18 protein-coding genes are annotated in these 17,242 nt (G+C 63.0%); 16 read left to right on the forward strand and 2 right to left on the reverse strand.

The features are described from left to right. Positions 1-131: 131 nt before the first annotated feature. Positions 132-1,052, forward strand: coding sequence for an agmatinase (speB, locus tag ACJ8IJ_RS13485; RefSeq protein WP_004937606.1), 921 nt, complete (start codon positions 132-134; stop codon positions 1,050-1,052). Between the two features lie 335 nt (positions 1,053-1,387). Further along, on the forward strand, positions 1,388-1,540 hold the full coding sequence (locus ACJ8IJ_RS13490; protein ID WP_004937610.1) for a Hok/Gef family protein: 153 nt from the start codon (positions 1,388-1,390) through the stop codon (positions 1,538-1,540). 110 nt (positions 1,541-1,650) lie between these two features. On the opposite strand, the gene ACJ8IJ_RS13495 is transcribed toward ACJ8IJ_RS13490, so the two are convergent. Further along, on the reverse strand, positions 1,651-2,892 hold the full coding sequence (locus ACJ8IJ_RS13495) for an MFS transporter (RefSeq protein WP_442518681.1): 1,242 nt from the start codon (positions 2,890-2,892) through the stop codon (positions 1,651-1,653). Between the two features lie 397 nt (positions 2,893-3,289). On the opposite strand from ACJ8IJ_RS13495, the gene ACJ8IJ_RS13500 reads away from it, so the two are divergent. The 14 genes from ACJ8IJ_RS13500 (at position 3,290) to ACJ8IJ_RS13565 (ending at position 16,260) form a co-directional block, all read left to right on the forward strand. Next, the gene (locus ACJ8IJ_RS13500; protein WP_004937614.1) at positions 3,290-3,607 is read left to right on the forward strand and encodes a non-heme iron oxygenase ferredoxin subunit; all 318 of its coding nucleotides are present in this window, start codon (positions 3,290-3,292) and stop codon (positions 3,605-3,607) included. A 2-nt stretch (positions 3,608-3,609) separates the two neighbouring features. Beyond that, complete coding sequence (locus tag ACJ8IJ_RS13505; RefSeq protein WP_004937617.1) at positions 3,610-3,918, forward strand: recombinase-like helix-turn-helix domain-containing protein; 309 nt, start codon at positions 3,610-3,612, stop codon at positions 3,916-3,918. 20 nt (positions 3,919-3,938) lie between these two features. Next, the gene (locus ACJ8IJ_RS13510; RefSeq protein ID WP_442518680.1) at positions 3,939-4,982 is read left to right on the forward strand and encodes a Rieske 2Fe-2S domain-containing protein; all 1,044 of its coding nucleotides are present in this window, start codon (positions 3,939-3,941) and stop codon (positions 4,980-4,982) included. Next, a complete protein-coding gene (locus tag ACJ8IJ_RS13515; protein WP_442518679.1) occupies positions 4,979-5,734 on the forward strand; it encodes an SDR family oxidoreductase in 756 nt (251 codons plus the stop codon). The genes ACJ8IJ_RS13510 and ACJ8IJ_RS13515 overlap by 4 nt, the downstream gene beginning before the upstream one ends. Before the next feature lie 37 nt (positions 5,735-5,771). Further along, the gene (locus tag ACJ8IJ_RS13520) at positions 5,772-6,566 is read left to right on the forward strand and encodes an IclR family transcriptional regulator (protein WP_004937625.1); all 795 of its coding nucleotides are present in this window, start codon (positions 5,772-5,774) and stop codon (positions 6,564-6,566) included. Between the two features lie 109 nt (positions 6,567-6,675). Beyond that, positions 6,676-7,617 carry a VOC family protein gene (locus tag ACJ8IJ_RS13525; RefSeq protein WP_442518678.1) on the forward strand — a complete coding sequence of 314 codons (942 nt, stop codon included), beginning with the start codon at positions 6,676-6,678 and terminating at the stop codon, positions 7,615-7,617. Beyond that, a complete protein-coding gene (locus ACJ8IJ_RS13530; RefSeq protein ID WP_442518677.1) occupies positions 7,614-8,825 on the forward strand; it encodes an NAD(P)/FAD-dependent oxidoreductase in 1,212 nt (403 codons plus the stop codon). Before ACJ8IJ_RS13525 ends, ACJ8IJ_RS13530 begins: the two co-directional genes overlap by 4 nt. A 23-nt stretch (positions 8,826-8,848) precedes the next feature. After that, the gene (locus ACJ8IJ_RS13535; protein WP_015379009.1) at positions 8,849-10,105 is read left to right on the forward strand and encodes an MFS transporter; all 1,257 of its coding nucleotides are present in this window, start codon (positions 8,849-8,851) and stop codon (positions 10,103-10,105) included. Between the two features lie 32 nt (positions 10,106-10,137). After that, entirely contained in the window at positions 10,138-10,662 is a 525-nt protein-coding gene (locus ACJ8IJ_RS13540; protein WP_004937634.1) for a cupin domain-containing protein, read from the forward strand. Further along, a complete protein-coding gene (locus tag ACJ8IJ_RS13545; RefSeq protein ID WP_082997343.1) occupies positions 10,662-11,480 on the forward strand; it encodes an alpha/beta fold hydrolase in 819 nt (272 codons plus the stop codon). Before ACJ8IJ_RS13540 ends, ACJ8IJ_RS13545 begins: the two co-directional genes overlap by 1 nt. Continuing rightward, on the forward strand, positions 11,477-12,271 hold the full coding sequence (locus ACJ8IJ_RS13550; RefSeq protein ID WP_004937639.1) for an SDR family oxidoreductase: 795 nt from the start codon (positions 11,477-11,479) through the stop codon (positions 12,269-12,271). Before ACJ8IJ_RS13545 ends, ACJ8IJ_RS13550 begins: the two co-directional genes overlap by 4 nt. Positions 12,272-12,286: 15 nt before the next feature. Further along, positions 12,287-13,081, forward strand: coding sequence for an aspartate dehydrogenase (locus ACJ8IJ_RS13555; protein WP_442518676.1), 795 nt, complete (start codon positions 12,287-12,289; stop codon positions 13,079-13,081). Positions 13,082-13,097: 16 nt separating this feature from the next. Next, positions 13,098-14,567, forward strand: a complete 1,470-nt coding sequence (locus ACJ8IJ_RS13560) for an aldehyde dehydrogenase (protein ID WP_004937646.1) — start codon at positions 13,098-13,100, stop codon at positions 14,565-14,567. Between the two features lie 52 nt (positions 14,568-14,619). Then, entirely contained in the window at positions 14,620-16,260 is a 1,641-nt protein-coding gene (locus ACJ8IJ_RS13565) for a thiamine pyrophosphate-binding protein (protein ID WP_442518675.1), read from the forward strand. A gap of 42 nt (positions 16,261-16,302) precedes the next feature. Here ACJ8IJ_RS13565 and ACJ8IJ_RS13570 read toward each other — a convergent pair whose 3' ends face one another. Beyond that, positions 16,303-17,055 carry a M48 family metallopeptidase gene (locus ACJ8IJ_RS13570; protein ID WP_004937650.1) on the reverse strand — a complete coding sequence of 251 codons (753 nt, stop codon included), beginning with the start codon at positions 17,053-17,055 and terminating at the stop codon, positions 16,303-16,305. Between the last annotated feature and the right edge of the window lie 187 nt (positions 17,056-17,242).

The following is a 17,242-nucleotide window of genomic DNA, read 5'->3' on the forward strand; positions in this document are numbered from 1 at the left end:
GCCGTATCGGTAGCACCGAAACACACATCGAATAAATCCCTTTCTCGTCGGGCTAACGACGCGGGAGGGATTTTTTTTTGTCACGGCCCGGCGTCTGCGCCCGGCAACTTGTTGAACTACGAGGGTTTACTATGAGCACCTTAGGCCATCAGTCCGATAATTCATTAGTGTCCAACGCCTTTGGTTTCCTGCGCTTTCCGCTGAACTTCATGCCTTACGACAGCGATGCAGAGTGGGTCATCACCGGCATTCCGTTTGACATGGCGACCTCCGGCCGCGCCGGCGGCCGTCATGGCCCGGCGGCCATCCGTCAGGTGTCCACCAACCTGGCCTGGGAAGGCAATCGTTGGCCGTGGAGCTTCGATCTGCGCGATCGCCTGAATGTGGTTGACTGCGGCGACATCGTGTTCAACTTCGGCGATGCGCAGGACATGAGCGACAAGCTGCAGGCGCACGCGGAGAAACTGCTGAAGGCAGGTAAGCGCATGCTCTCGTTCGGCGGCGACCATTTCGTCACCCTGCCGCTGCTGCGCGCGCACGCCAAGCATTTCGGCAAGCTGGCGCTGGTGCACTTCGATGCCCATACCGATACCTACGCCAACGGCAGCAAGTTCGACCACGGCACCATGTTCTATCATGCGCCGAACGAAGGCCTGATCGATCCACATCACTCGGTGCAGATCGGCATTCGCACCGAGTTCGATCATGACAACGGCTTTACCGTACTGGACGCCGCGCAGGTGAACGATCGCAGCGTGGACGACCTGCTGACGCAGATCAAAGGCATCGTCGGCGATATGCCGGTGTACCTGACCTTCGACATCGACTGTCTGGATCCGGCGTTCGCACCGGGCACCGGCACGCCGGTGATCGGCGGCCTGACCTCCGATCGCGCGCTGAAACTGGTGCGCGGCATGCAGTCGCTGAACATCGTCGGCATGGACGTAGTGGAAGTGGCGCCGGCTTATGACCAGTCCGAGATCACCGCGCTGGCCGCGGCGACCCTGGGCCTGGAGATGCTGTACCTGCAGGCGGCCAAGAAACACGCCTGACGACAGGCCACGCCTCGCTGAAAAAGCGGCTCCCATCGAATTGGGGCCGCTTTTTTTATTTCGTTTGTCGCCATCCGCGCGGCGATTTTCAGTCTGTTGCAACGCCTTTGCGCAATTTTGCGCAGAAATGAAACGGAGTCAGTAAAAAGGAACCGGGATAACGGGGAGGATGAATATACTGCGCGCGGGTGCTCTGGATCTTTGTATCTGGAGCCTGCGTGAAAGGTACAAAGAGAAAAGCCCCGAGTCGATATTCATCAACCCGAGGCCTACTCTAACGCCAGCAACGTTAAGTTAGCCTCTTACCCGCCGCGAGGCAAGGAGAAGAAGGCATGATGCCGAACAAACGGAGCCTGTTAAAACTGGTGGTTATTTGTGCCACGGTAATATCACTGGCATGGATAACCCGCAGCACGCTGTGCGAGTTGCGTATCCGATCGGGCACTACGGAGGTTGCGGCCATTTTGGCTTACGAATCCGAACGGTAAGGCAACCCGGCGACGGGGGATGTCCCCCGTCTGCTGGTTGATGGCGTCCAGATCCCTGAGCACCCACTCACAGCATTCGGTTTCTCGCCACAGAGGAGAGAGAAACGGGTTTATGCCCGTTTAACCTGTCGCGCCAGCAACATACGGCTAAACAGCGCGCCGCCCGCCAGCAGCGTCAGCAGCTGTGAGGCAATCAGCACCGCAAAGCCTGAAGACACCTTGCCCTGGCTGGCCATCACCATGCCCATCGCCATCGGCACGAACGCCGAGAATAGATTGCCGATGCCGTTAATCAGCCCATAGGCGCTGCCGACCGCCTCCGGCCGCGCATAATGCTGCAGCAGCGTGGGGATCGCCGCGCCCTGCGCGCCCCAACAGGCGTTGGCCGCCAGCAGGAAGAAGGCGATCCAGCCAAGCTGATGGCTATTCATTACGCCATAGATGCACAGTGCGGTCGCCGCGCCGCCAAAGACGAAGATCAGCGGCGCCTGATAAGGACGGATGCGATCGAGCAACGCGCCGCCGAGGTATTTGGAGGCGATGCTGACGATGAAAGGCAGCGCGGCCATCCAGCCCATTTGCTTGATGGAGAATCCCTTTTCATCGGTCAGGTAAGCCGGCAGCCAGGCGCTGGAGCCCCACAGGTAGCTGAGCGTGGCGATCTCGATCAGCAGGATCCAGCCGAGCATCGGCGTGCGCCAGGCCAGCGCAAAGGTGTGCCAGACGCGGCTTAGCACCGGTTGCGGATCGGCAGGGCGTGAAGATGAAGATAAGGCGAGCGGATGAACGAACAACCGCACCAGCGCCAGGCCCAGCAGCAGGTTGAGCAGCGCCAGCAGGTGAAACGACATCGCCCAGCCGAAGTGCGCCATCAGAAAACTCACCAGCGGAAAGCCGATCACCAGCCCCAACGAGACGCCCAGCGCGCTGACCGCGTTGGGTTTGCCGCGCTCGTCGGCGGCGAAATGATCGCTGATGTACATGGTTTTCAGCGAGAACAGCGGCCCTTCGCTGACGCCAAGCAGCGCGCGCACCGCGCACAGCAACAGTAGCGATCCCGCCAGCGGCGACGCGGCGGTGAGCAGCGCCCACAGCACGACGCTCAGCGTCAGCGCGCGGCGGTAACCCATCAGCGTTTCCAGAAACGGCGTCAGCAACATGGCGGACAGGCCGTAACCGAGTAAAAACACCGTCATCAGCGTGCCCTGATGGGCGCGGTCACCGCCGAGTTGAAAGTGTTGCAGGAAGTCGGGATTGACCAACATCACGGCGATATTAACTCGATCCGCATAGGCGATAACGATCAGAAACAGCAGGGCGATCACCCCAAACCAGCGTTGACGTTGTTGCACGGCGCGTTCCTCAGTGCGAGCGGTTGACGAATTCAGGCAGCAGTAAACTCACCCGGGGATGCCATTTGGCGCAAACGCGGGGATGGGGCTGATTGATGTAAATTTATTGTTATCAAATAGGGTGTAAAAGACAGCGAGAAAACACTTTTACGCGCAATGCGCCGCCGGGATCAACGCATTTTTTGCCATAAATTAGCGAGGGAGCGCACAACTGACATAGGTTTTTCATATCGGTGCATGATTTCGTGATCTTTCCCGCATTTGTCATTTTTAAACAACCTTTCATTAACATTTGCCGTTCCGCTCGCTTGACGAAAGTTTCGCCAGACTTATAGTGGCTGTATTAAATAAGAAACTGAGTTTCATATATGAAACAATCAGATAGAGGATAAAAGCAATGAGCTGGAAGAATGTGTGCGAAGTGTCTCAGGTGAAAGAAGATTTTCCTTTCTCCGGCAAAGTGGAAGGAAAGGAGATCGGGGTGTACCTGCTCGACGGTAACTACTACGCGCTGGAAGACGTCTGCCCGCATGCTTATGCCTTGCTCAGCCAGGGGTTTGTAGACGACGGCAAGGTTGAGTGCCCGCTGCACGAAGCGCTGTTTGACGTGCGTACCGGCCAGTGCCTGCGCGAGCCGGGCGGCCGCGATCTGCAAACCTATCCCACCCGGGTGGTCGACAACCAAATCCAGATCACCTTTATCGCGGAGGAGTAATCATGCAGCACATCACCGATTTCAATCCCTGGCTGCCGGACACCCAACAGGTGACGCCGGCCCGCGAAGGCGGCAACGGTCAAATCCATCAGCCGGGCCAGTTCCGCAATGTCATCTGGCAAAACCGCGCCCGGGTGCCGGACGGCTTCGAAACTGCCCTGGTGGCGGCGCTGGAAACGATCTTCGATCAGGGGGCGGAAGAGCTGGAGCAGATCGTCAGCGCGTTGAATCAGCGTCGTCTGTTCGATCGCAGCGGCCAGCCGTGGAATGAGGCGACGTTCCGCGAATTCCTTCACGTTAACGGTTTCTGAGCGACACCCGGGAGAAGACAATGACAGCAAACACAACATCCTCCGAACAGAGCTTGCAGGACTATCTTGACCAGGGGCTGCGCGGCATGTGGTATCCGGTGCTGGCCAGCTGGGAAGTGGGCAACAACCCGGTCGGCATCACCCGCCTGGGGCAGCAAATCGTGGTGTGGCGCGACGGTGAAGGCCAGATCCATGCGCTGGAAGACCGCTGCCCGCACCGTGGCGCGCGGCTTTCCATGGGGTGGAACCTCGGCGATCGCATCGCCTGTTGGTATCACGGGGTGGAAGTCGGCGGCGACGGGACGGTGAAAGACGTGCCGGCGGTGGATCGCTGCCCGCTGGTGGGGCAAAAATGCCTGCGATCTTACCCGGTCAAAGAAGCCTATGGCGCGGTGTTCCTCTATTTCGGCGTGACGGCGGATGAAGCGCCGGCGGAGCTGACTTTCCCGCAAGAGCTGGCGGACGAAGCGTCGTACAGTCATTTTCTGTGCACCGCCAGCTGGAACTGCAACTACCAGTACGCCCTGGAAAACGTGATGGATCCGATGCACGGCACCTACCTGCACTCCTCTTCACACTCGATGGCGGAAGGGGATCGCAAGGCGGACATGGCGCTGGAGCCGACCGACAGCGGCTTCATCTTCAAGAAAAACGGCCAGATCGGCGTCAACTTCGACTGGGTGGAATTCGGCAACAGCGGCGCGTATTGGATGCGCCTGTCGATCCCGTACAAGAAGCGCTTCGGGCCGGGCGGTCACTTCTGGATCATCGGCATGGTGGTGCCGGAGGACAAGGATCACTGCCGGGTATTCTTCTGGCGCATCCGTAAGGTCAAGGACTGGCAGCGCGACATGTGGCGCTTCATGTACCGCAATCGTCTGGAATCGTTGCATTGGGACGTGCTCGAGCAGGATCGCATCGTGCTTGAGAACATGGCGCCTAACGCCCGCGGCCGCGAATATCTGTACCAGCACGACGTCGGTCTTTCTCGTCTGCGCCGCCTGATGCAGAAAGAGGCGCAAAAACAGCTGGCGACGCTGCGCGAGCGGGAGGCGGCGCAGTGAACGGCCTGCTGAACGGTAAACGCATCGTGGTCACCGGCGCGGCGCGCGGCCTGGGCTACAGCTTCGCCGCCGCCATCGCCGCTGCCGGCGCGCAGGTGGTGATGTGCGACATTTTGGCGGATGAGCTGGCGGCGAGCGGCGCCGCGCTGCGCGAGCAGGGCGCTCAGGTAGAAACGCAAATCATCGATCTGGCCTCACCGGATTCGATCCGTTCGGCGTTCGAAAAGATCGCCGCAGGCGGCGGGATCGACGGGCTGGTGAACAACGCGGCGCTGGCGACCGGCGTCGGCGGTAAAACCATGATGGAATACGACATCGATCTGTGGGATCGGGTAATGCAGGTCAACGTGCGCGGCACCTGGTTGGTAAGCCAGGCGGCGGTGCCGCTGCTGGCGCGCAACCCGCACGCCAAGATCGTCAACGTGGCGTCGGACACCGCGCTGTGGGGCGCGCCGCGCCTGATGGCCTATGTTGCCAGTAAAGGCGCGCTGATCGCGATGACCCGATCGATGGCGCGTGAGCTGGGTCCGCAGGGCATCTGCGTCAACGCCATCGCGCCGGGCCTGACGCGGGTGGAAGCTACCGAGTATGTCCCCGCCGAGCGCCACCAGCTGTACGAGCAGGGGCGCGCGTTGGCCGGGGCGCAGCACCCGGACGATGTGAACGGTACGGTGCTTTATCTGCTGTCGCCGCTGGCGGATTTCGTCACCGGTCAACTGCTGCCGGTCAACGGCGGCTTCGTATTCAACTGACGGCCCGCAGGGCAGGCGCACAGCGCAGGAGCGAGAGATGGCGGACGAGCAAGCATGTAAATATCTGATCCCGGGGCTGGATCGCGGGTTGCAGTTGCTGCTGGCGTTTGGCGAGCAGCATAAGGAGATGACCTTCGCCGAGTTGCATCGCCTGGTCGATATGCCGAAGGCCACCGCTTATCGCGTGGTGCAGACGCTCGAACACCTGGGCTTTCTGGAGCGCAATCCGCGCACCAACACCTTTGCGCTCGGCATCAAGGTGCTGCGTCTCGGCTTCGAATATATCGCGTCGCTGGACGTGGCGCAGGCCGGCCAGCCGGTGATCGAGCAGTTGCGCGATCGCAGCCAGTGCAGCAGCCATCTGGCGATCCGCGACGGGCGTGACGTGATCTATATCGCCCGCGTCAGCGCCGCCGGTTCGCAGATCAATCAGGTCAGCGTCGGCACCCGCTTGCCGGTGCACCAAACCTCGCTCGGCCGCATGTTGTTGACCAGCGCGACTCGCAGCGAGTTCGAACAACTGTATCCAGACGCGCAGCTGCCGGGTAATGCGCCGGGCACCCCGGCGGATCGCGAAACGCTGTGGCAGATGGTGCAGCAAGACAAGGCGCGCGGCTATGTGATCGGCGAATCGTTCTTCCGCCACGGCATCTCCTCGATCGTCTACCCGATCTTCAACCGCGAGCAGCGGGTCGAGGCGGTGGTCAGCATCATGGTGCCGTCCGATGAGATCCCGAAAGCGGATCGCGAGCGGCTGCGCATGGAAGTGCGCGACGCGGCGGAGAAAATTTCCGGCTTCCTCGGCGCGCCGCCGCAGGCCAACGTCGGCTAACCGACAGGACCGACTCTTTTACTCAGGCAGGGACAAGGCCCGTAGCAAACAGGGGCCGGGGTTCACTCATGCCTGAAAACCGTATGCAGCGAGAACGTGAGGCTGAACAATGAGCGTAATCGGAATCGAAAAACTGGAATTTGGCGTCGAAGATCTGCCAACCTGCGAAAAATTCATGCAAGACTTCGGCCTGCAGCCCGCCACGCAACATTGGGGCGAAGCGCTGCGCGAATTCACTACCCTGAGCGGGGCGCGGGTTGTCCTGCATCCGCTGCAAAGCGCGGCGCTGCCTGCGGCGTTTGAAGGCGGTTCCACCCTGCGCCGCATGACCTGGGGCGTGGCCTCGCCCGCGGATCTGGCGCGCCTGCAGCCGCGTTTGGCGCTGATGCCCGGCTTCCGCCAGGTGGGAGAAGAGCTGGAGTGCCTCGATCCCAACGGCATGACGCTGCGCTTCGTCGTCAGCCGCCAGCAGGCGGTCGAGGTGCCGGTCACGCCGATCAACCAATGGGGCGACGTGCGCCGCATCGATCAACCCAGCCCGGTCTATTCGCAGGCGCAGCCGATCAACATTGGCCACGTGGTGTTCTTCGTTGAAGATCTGGCGGCGACCGAGCGTTTCTACCGCGAGCTGTTGGATTTCCAGGTTTCCGATCGCTATATCGATCGCGCCGTCTTCCTGCGCACCCAGCCGCGCGGCGGCCACCATAACCTGTTCCTGCTGAAGCTGCCGAACCGCCCACGCGGCCTGAACCACGTGGCGTTCACCGTGCGCGATATCCACGAAGTGATCGGCGGCGGCATTGCCATGAACAAAGAGCAGTGGAGCACCTTTATCGGCCCCGGCCGTCACCCGATCTCCTCGGCCTATTTCTGGTACGTCAACAGCCCGACCGGCGGCGCGTTCGAGTACTACACCAACGACGATTATCTGACGGAAAACTGGCAGCCGCGCGAGCTGGAACATTCGCTGGTCTCCTTCACCGAATGGGCGGTAGAGGGCGGCATCGATCACGACACGCGCCGCCAGCATAAAAAGGCGGAGGCGTTATGAACCGGCCGGAGCAGGCAGGCATCGTCATCGTCGGCGGCGGCCAGGCCGGCGGTTGGGCGGCCAAGACGCTGCGCGACCGGGGTTACAGCGGCCGGCTGACGGTTGTCAGCGACGAACCCTACGATTTTTACGAGCGGCCGCCGCTGTCGAAAGCGGTGCTGCTGGATGCCGCGGCGCCCCTCAGCCGGCTGTTCAGCGAACAGACGGTGGCGGAGCTGAATATCGACTGGCGCCGCCCGCTGCGCGCCGAGTCCATCGACGCTGAACAGCAAATCATTACGCTCAGCGACGGGCAGCGGCTGCAGTTCGAGCAGTTGCTGATCGCCACCGGCGGGCGGCCGCGTTTGCCGAGCGCCGCCTGGGCGCAGCACCCGCGCGTGATGACGCTGCGTTCCTGGGACGATGCGGTCCGGTTGCGGCAGGGGCTGCAGGGCTGCCGTCGCCTGGCGATCGTCGGCGGCGGTTGGATCGGGCTGGAGATCGCCGCTTCCGCGCGGCGTCTCGGCGCCGAGGTGACGGTGTTTGAACGCCAACCCGCGCTGTGCATGCGCAGCGTCGGCGCCGATGTCTCACAGGCGTTGCTCGAACTGCATCGCCGGCAGGGCGTCACGGTGCTGTGCGGCTGCGGTGAGATCTCGCTGGAAGATCGCGACGGCGCCGCCTGGATCGGCAGCGAAGTCAGCGATCCGCAAGCCTTCGATCTGGTAGTGGTGGGGATCGGCGTCGAGCTGAATCTCGAACTGGCGCGCAGCGCCGGGCTGGCGATCGAGTCCGGCATTGTGGTCGACGGCCAGGGGCGCACCAGCCATCCGGCGATCTTCGCCGCGGGCGATGTGGCGCGTCACCCGACGCTTGGCCTGTGCCTGCAGTCCTGGGCCTACGCGCAAAATCAGGCCATCAGCACCGCCTGCGCGATGCTCGACGCCTTCGCCGCCCCGTATGACGACGTGGCCTGGCTGTGGTCGGATCAATATGACGTCAATATCCAGATCCTCGGCGTGCCGAGCGGCGGTGTGCACCATGTGGTGCGCCGCACGCCGCAGTCGCAGGTGTTCTTCACGTTGAACGCCGATCGGCAGCTGGTGCAGATGGTGGCGTTCAACGACGCGCGCACCATCAAGCTCGGCAAGCGTTGGTTGGCGAGTGGCCGGGTGCTGGATCCGCAGCAACTGGCGGATGCGGAGTTTTCTTTGATGGCGTTGAAATAACGCCCGAACCTCGGGAGCGTTTTATGACTACGCAAGACATTGACGCCCGCGCTGGACGGGCGGGGGAAACCGTTGCCGAAAATCCGCAGCAGCGGGTGCGCTGGTCGGTGCCGATCGCGCTGTTTGCCTGCGTGCTGCTGGCGTTTTTCGACAAGATCAGCATCGCGGCGCTGTTTTCCGACGCCGAGTTTCAGCAGGCGTTGGGCATCGGTTTTGACCCGGCGCGGCTGGGCTTGCTGATGAGCGCGTTTTTGTTCTCCTACGGCATTTCCTCCATGCTGCTCAGCGGCATCGGCGATCGGCTTAATCCGGTCAAGGTATTGATTGGCATGATGGTGGTGTGGGGCGTGCTGATGGTGTTGATGGGGCTGGTGCGTTCTTATCACGCCATGATGACGCTGCGCATCCTGCTCGGCATCGCCGAAGGGCCGCTGTTGCCGATGGCCTACGCCATTATTCGTCAGGCTTTCCCGCCGCAGCTGCAGGCGCGCGCCACCATGCTGTGGTTGCTCGGCACGCCGCTGGGGGCCGCGCTCGGCTTCCCGGTCACCCTGTACATCCTCAATACCTTCGACTGGCAGGCCACCTTCTTCTTTATGGCGTTTCTGACGCTGCCGGTGATGTTGCTGGTGCTGTTCGGCATGCGCCACCTGAACGTCGCGCGTCCGGCGGCGGCGGCCAAGCCGGCGGTGTCCGAACGCAAACAGCATCGCCGCGAGCTGCTGCGCAGCCCGCATTTCTGGATGATTTGCCTGTTCAACATCGCCTTCCTGACCTACCTGTGGGGCATGAACGGCTGGCTGCCGAGCTATCTGATCAAGGGCAAAGGCATTCATCTGGAACATGCCGGTTACCTCTCTTCGCTGCCGTTCATCGCCATGCTGCTCGGCGAAGTGCTGGGCGCCTGGCTGTCGGACAAGCTGGATCGCCGCGCGCTGGCCTGCTTCCTGTCGCTGTGCGGTGCCGGCCTCGGTCTGGCGGTGGTGTTGCACCTGCAGGGCACCTACAGCGTGATCGCCGCCATGGCCTTCAGCACCTTTATGTGGGGCGCCGGCGCGCCGAATATTTTCGCGCTGTTGGCGAAGGCCACCAGCAGCAAGGTGAGCGCCACCGCCGGCGGCATCTTCAACGGGTTGGGCAATTTTGCCGGTGCGCTGGCGCCGGTGCTGATGGGGGCGCTGATCGCCGCCACCGGCAATATGGATAACGGCCTGCTGTTCCTGGTGGTGATGGCTTTCGTCGGCTGCCTCATTCTGCTGCCGTTGCTGAGAAAGTACTGATTAATCAATCGATTCAACAGAGGAGTGACAACATGTCTCAGGTTGAGAACAAAGCCGGCGTCAAGCCGCAGGATCTGTCGATGGAAAACTGGGTGGAGTCGCGCATCGCCCGTTTCGAGGGCCGCAAATATGACTGGAACGCGCTGAAATTCCAGGCCGACTTCGACCCGAAATACCGCCGTGCGCAGATGCGCTACATCGGCACCGGCGCCACCGGCGTGGCCAGCGATGCCAACACCATTCCGGCAGGCAACTTCACCTTCTCCACCATGGTGTTGCCTTCGAAGTGCGAGGGCCCGCTGCACCTGCATGACGACGTGGAAGAAGTGTTCTTCATGCTGAAAGGCAGCATCACGCTGATGATTCAGGATGGCGAAGAGTATTACGAAACCCGGCTGAAAGAGCGCGATCTGATCTCGGTGCCGGCGGGGGTGTATCGCGGCCTGTTCAACCACGGCGAGGAAGAGGCGCTGATGTGCGTGATGCTCGGCACCGCTAAGCCGGAGATCCCGACCTATCCGGCGGATCACCCGCTGTCCAAAGTGAAGCGCAACTGATGAACGGCCTGGCGCAACGCCAACGGGCGCGCTGCGGGGCGTACACCCTGAGCTGGCGCGAGGCCGGGCAGGGGCGGCCGGTGGTGTTGCTGCATGGCATCAGCTCCGGATCCGCCTCGTGGATCAAGCAGTTCAACGATAACGGCCTGACGGACGGCCACCGTCTGTTGGCATGGGACGCGCCGGGCTACGGCGGCAGCCTGCCGTTGGCGGATCCGCAGGCCGATGCAGCCGGTTATGCGGCGGCGTTGGCGGCGCTGATTGATGAGCTGCAGCTGGTGCAGCCGCTGATCGTCGGCCATTCGCTGGGGGCGCTGATCGGTAGCGCCTATGCCGCCGGCTATCCGGATGGGCTGTGCGGGCTGGTGTTGGCGGATCCGGCGCAGGGCTATGCCACGGCGCCGGAGGAAAAGCGTCGGCAGGTGTACGGCCAGCGCCAGCAGATGATAGAGACGCTGGGGCCGGTGGGCTACGGCGAGCAGCGGGCGGCGGCCTTGCTGCGTGAAGGGGCGGATCCGCAGGATATCGCCTGGGTGCGCAACGGCATGCAGCAGCTCGATCCCGACGGTTTTCTGAGTGCCGCCTGGATGCTGGCCAACGATGATATCGGTCGCTATCTGGCGCGCTATCGCGGCCCGCTGGAGGTGTGGTGCGGCGAACAGGATCGCATTACGCCACCGGAGAAGGCGGCCGAGCTGGCGGGTGAACAGGACGCGGCGCTGCGTCTGATCGCCGCCGCCGGTCATGCCAGCTACCTCGATGCGCCGGCGTGTTTCAACCGCTATCTGCGGGACTTTACGGGAGCAATCCAACGATGAATTTTCAGCTTGAGGATCGGGTGGCGGTGGTGACCGGCGGCTCGTCGGGCATCGGTTTCGAAACCCTGAAGCTGCTGCTGGCCGAAGGGGCGAAAGTGGCGTTCTGCGGCCGCGATCCGGACAAACTGGCCGGCGCAGCAGCCAGCCTGCGCGCGGACTTCCCGCAGGCGGATATCCTGGCGCTGCGCTGTGACGTACTGGACGCGCAGCAGGTGGCGCAGTTCGCCGCTCAAGTGACGGCGCATTTCGGCGGCGTGGATCTGCTGATCAACAACGCCGGTCAGGGCTTCGTCGCCCATTTTGACCAGACGCCGCGCGAGGCCTGGCTGCATGAGGCCGAGCTGAAGCTGTTCGGCGTGATCAACCCGGTGCAGGCGTTCTTACCGGCGCTGGAACGATCGGCGATCGCGTCTATCACCTGCGTCAACTCACTGCTGGCGCTGCAGCCGGAAGAGCACATGATCGCCACCTCGGCGGCGCGTGCCGCGCTGCTCAACATGACGCTGACGCTGTCGAAAGAGCTGGTGGGCAAAGGCATTCGCGTTAACTCGATCTTGCTGGGGATGGTGGAGTCGGGCCAGTGGCGCCGCCGTTTCGACGATCGCAGCGATAAAGATCAAAGCTGGGAGCAGTGGACGGCGGCGATCGCCGAACGCCGCGGCATCCCGATGAAACGCCTCGGCAAGCCGCAGGAGCCGGCGCAAGCGCTGCTGTTCCTCGCTTCGCCGCTGGCTTCCTTTACCACCGGCGCGGCGCTGGACGTTTCCGGCGGCTTTAACCGCCATGTGTAGCAGGGGCCGAGAAAGATGAAGAAGATCATGATGATTGGTTACGGCGCAATGGCGAAGGAAGTGATCGCCCGTTTGCCTGAAGGCGTGGAGGTCGGCTGGATCCTGGCGCGCGCAGCTCATCATGCGGCGATCGCCGAGGCCTTCGGCGGGCGGGTGCAGGCGCTGACCCATCCGGAGCAGTGTTCGCAGCGGCCGGATTTGGTGCTGGAGTGCGCCAGCCAGCAGGCGGTGGCGGAGTTTGGCGAGGCGGTGCTGCAGCGCGGTTGGCCGCTGGCGGTGATCTCGACCGGCGCGCTGGCGGACGCCGCATTGCAACAGCGGCTGCAGCAGGTTTGCCGCAGCCATCACGGGCAACTGATCGTGCTGTCCGGCGCGGTGGCGGGGATGGACGGGCTGGCGTCGGCGCGTGAAGGCGGGTTGGAGAGCGTGACCTATCAGGCCAGCAAGAGCCCGGCCAGCTGGCGCGGCAGCCCGGCGGAGCAACTGATCGACCTCGATGCGGTGCGCGAGGCGCAGGTATTTTTTGAAGGCTCGGCGCGCGAAGCGGCGCGTTTGTTCCCGGCCAATGCCAACGTGGCGGCCACTATTGCGCTCAACGGTCTGGGGATGGACGCCACCCGGGTGCGTCTGCAGGTCGATCCCGCCACCCGGCGCAATACCCATTGCCTGCAGGTGTGCGGCGACTTTGGCGAGTTTCACATCGAGCTGAGCGGTAACCCGCTGGCGAGCAATCCCAAAACATCAACCCTGGCGGCGCTGAGCGCGGTACAAGCCTGCCGCCGTCTGGTGGACGGCGGTTTTATTGCCTGAACGGCAGGAGCGGAGCATGGAACGATTGAATATTTTTGTCGCCGGGCGCTGGCGTGAAGGGCGTGGCGAAGAGATGGCTTCGGTATTTCCGGCCGACGGCAGCGTCAACGCGCGGCTGCGCGCCGCTAACGTCGAGGACGTGAACGAGGCGGTGGAAGCGGCGGAACGCGCCTGGCGCGCGCCGGAGTGGCGCGGGCTGGTGCCGCATCAGCGTGCTTCAATTCTCTACCGCGTGAGCAACCTGATCCTGGCGCAGCAGGAACAGCTGGCCGAGCTACAGACTCGCGACAACGGCAAACCGCTGGCGGAAACCCGCGGCCTGGTGGCCAGCGCGGCGGCGACCGCGCGCTATTTCGCCGCCGCCTGCGAGGTGTTGGAAGGCGAGCTGCCGACCCCACGCAGCGCCGAGGTGATGACCCTCAGCCAGTATCAACCGATGGGAGTGATCGCCGCCATTACGCCGTGGAACTCACCGATCGCCAGCGAAATGCAGAAGGTGGCGCCGGCGCTGGCGGCGGGCAACGCGGTGGTGCTCAAACCGGCCGAAGCCACGCCGCTGATGGCGCTGAAGCTGGCCGAGTTGTTCGAACAGGCGGGGCTGCCGGCCGGGCTGCTCAGCGTGTTGCCGGGCAAAGGTTCGGTGATCGGCGAGGCGTTGGCGCGCCATCCGCTGGTGAAGAAGATTTCCTTTACCGGCGGGACCAGCACCGGGCGCCATTTGGCGCACATCGCTGCCGATAAGCTGATCCCCACCTCGCTGGAGCTGGGGGGCAAATCGCCGACCATCGTGCTGGAGGACGCCGATCTGGAACAGGCGGCGCGCGGCATCTGCTACGGCATTTTCAGCTCCGCCGGCCAGGCGTGCATCGCCGGCTCGCGGCTGTTCGTACACCGTTCGCTGTATCAGCCGCTGCTGGCGCGCTTGACCGAACTGAGCGCGGGACTGCGCATCGGCAACCCGCTGGTGCCGGGCGTGCATCTTGGCCCGCTGATCAGCGCCAAACATCGGCAAAGCGTGGCGGACTACGTGGCGCTGGCGCGGCAGGAGGGCGGCCGGGTGGTCATCGGCGGCGAAGCGCCGGCCGATCCGCAACTGGCGAGCGGTAGCTATTACCTGCCGACCATTATTGAAGGCTTGAACAACGACGCCCGCGTGTGCCAGGAAGAGATCTTCGGCCCGGTGCTGGTGGCGCTGCCGTTCGATGACGAGCAACAGCTGATCGAACAGGCCAACGACTCGGTGTATGGCCTGGCGGCCGGCATCTGGAGCCGCGACTTCCCTCGCGCGATGGCGCTGGCGGAGCGGCTGGAAACCGGCACCGTCTGGGTCAATACCTACAAAACGTTCTCGATTTCCACGCCGTTCGGCGGTTTCAAGGAGAGCGGGTTGGGCCGCGAAAAGGGCCTGAACGGCATCAAGGCCTACATGCAGCAGAAAAGCGTGTATCTGGCGCTGAGCCATCAGGTGAACCGCTGGAGCGACTAGGCCGACACCTCTACGCATAACCCTAATAACGATTACCCTAAGAAGGCAGATGATGAGCGATAAAATCACGGTTGGCGAGGCGATAGCCCGGACTCTGGAACAGTACGCGGTGTCGGCGATGTACGGCATCATTTCGATTCATAATCTGCCGATCGCCGATGCGGTGGGGCAGCGCGATAAAATTCGCTTCGTGCCGGCGCGCGGCGAAGCGGGCGCGGTCACCATGGCCGATGCGCACGGGCGCTTCTCCGGCCTGGGCGTAGCGTTGACCAGCACCGGCGCCGGCGCCGGCAACGCGGTGGGGGCGATGATTGAGGCGCTCAACGCCAACACGCCGCTGTTGCATATCACCGGCCAGGTGGAAAAAGCCTATCTGGACGCCGACGCCGGTTTTATTCATGAAACCCGCGATCAGCTCGGCTTCCTGCGCGCCTGCTCCAAGCGCGCTTACCGTGTCAATTCGCCGGAGCAGGCGGTGGCGGTGATCCAGCGAGCGATCCTGGATGCGCAAACCGTGCCCTGCGGCCCGGTGGCGGTCGAGATCCCGATCGATATTCAAAGCAGCCTGGTGTCCCGCTCGGTGCTGGCCGAACCGTTGGCGCCGGCGCCGCTGCCGAAGGCGGACGATGCGGCGGTGGAACGGCTGCATCAGCGGCTGAAACAGGCCAAGCGTCCGCTGCTGTGGTTGGGCGGCGGCGCCTTGGCCTGCGGCGACGCGGTGCGCAAGCTGGCGGACGCCGGCGTGGCGGTGATCTCCAGCACCCACGGGCGCGGCATTCTGCCGGACAGCCATCCGCGCAGCCTGCGGGCGTTCCACAACTCGCCGAGCATCGAAGCGATCCTGACGCAGTGCGATCTGACGCTGGTGGCCGGTTCGCGTCTGCGCAGTAATGAAACCCGTACCTGGACGCTACCGCTACCGCGCCCGCTGGTGCAGATTGACATCGATCCGGCGGCGGCCAACCGCAACTACCTGGCCGATGAGCAGATCAACGGCGACTGCGCGGCGCTGCTGGCGGCGCTGGCGGCGCGGTTGGCCCCCGGCGAAAAGGTCAACGCCGAGTGGGATGCCGAAATTGCGGGGGCGGTGCAGCAGGCGGAGAGCGCGCTGCGCCAGCAGTCCGGTGAATATGCCAAACTCAATGACGCCATCGACGCCGCACTGCCCCAGGACGGGCTGTTGGTGCGCGATATCACCGTTTCCGGCAGTGTCTGGGGCAGCCGTCTGTTCCGTGCGATCTCGCCGCTGTGCAACATTCACTCGCTGGCCGGCGCTATCGGCATGGGGCTGCCGATGGCGATCGGCACCGCGATTGCCAACCCGCAGCGCAAGGTGGTGGGGCTGGTGGGCGATGGCGGTTTGGCGCTGGGCCTGGGGGAGCTGGCGACCATGGCGCAGGAACAGGTGAACATCACTCTGCTGATCATGAACGATGGCGGTTATGGCGTAATGCGTGGCATTCAGGACAAGTATTTCGCCGGGCGCCAGTATTACAACGAGCTGCATACGCCGGCCTTTACCCAGATCGCCGAAGCGATGGGGTTGAAAGCCTGGAAGGTAGACGCGGCGCCGCAGTTCAACGGCGTGCTGGCCGAGGCGATCAATTACCCGGGGCCGTCGGTGGTCGAGGTGGACATGAAGCAGGTCGGGCCGCTGACCTTCGCCGGGCCGCCGCAGAAAACGCTGTATTGAGACGATAAAAAAACGCCCGGCGGTTGCCGGGCGTTCTCGTGGTTATTTCTCTGCCGCGATGCGATCGCGAATGTGCTGTGCGCGCGCTTGGGAAGACGGGTGATCGTCGAACATGCTGCTCTGACGACCGGCTTCCATTTGGGCCAGTTTTTCGAAGCTGGTGGCCAGGCCGTTCGGATCGATGCCGCGTTTTTTCAGCAGATCGAACGAGTAATCATCCGCTTCGCTTTCCTGCTTCTGCGAGAACTGGGCGCTGACCAGCTTCTCTCCGATGTCCGCCAGCTGCGACTGCGACAGCGAGCCGATGACGCCGCCGGCGGAGGACGCCGCGGTGCGCAGCGCCACGGTGCCGTAAGCCACCTGCATCGCTTTACGGGTGTGGCCCAGCGCCACGTGGCCCATTTCGTGGCCCAGCACGCCTTCCACTTCGTTGTCGTTCATGATGTCCATCAGGCCGCTGTAGACGCGAATGCAGCCGTTGGCCATCGCCCAGGCGTTGACGTCTTTGGTCACGTAGACCTTGTAGTTGGCCGGGGTGCCGTTGATGTTGTCGCCCAGCGCCGCAGCGATTTTGTTGAGGCGCTTGGCATAGGTGCTGTCGGCCGGCGCGATTTGTGCCTTGCTGTCCATCTCGGCGCAGGATTTATCACTCAGGGCCTTAACGTCGTTGTTGCTCAGGGTCGCCGCCTGGAACGCCTGCGCGCCGGACTGCATCAGGGTTTCGGTATTCAGGTTTTGACAGCCAGTTGCCAGGGTGGCAATGCCCAACGCAATCAAAGAGGTACGGATCTTCATAACGCCATCTTCCTGTGAAGGTAACAAGGTAAAAGAGTCATTTTGCTTTGAGGCTATCTTGCCGCAAGAGCCTAGTGTACGCCAGACGGGGCGAGAATAGTGTTATTCCGAAAAAGCGTCCAATCGTGCTAATAAGTGGTGAACTCGCTCTCATTTGGCATTAGGGATTGCCGTTGTGATGTGGAGT

The organism is Serratia sp. CY40230, from assembly GCF_052168835.1.
Lineage (GTDB): Bacteria > Pseudomonadota > Gammaproteobacteria > Enterobacterales > Enterobacteriaceae > Serratia > Serratia nematodiphila.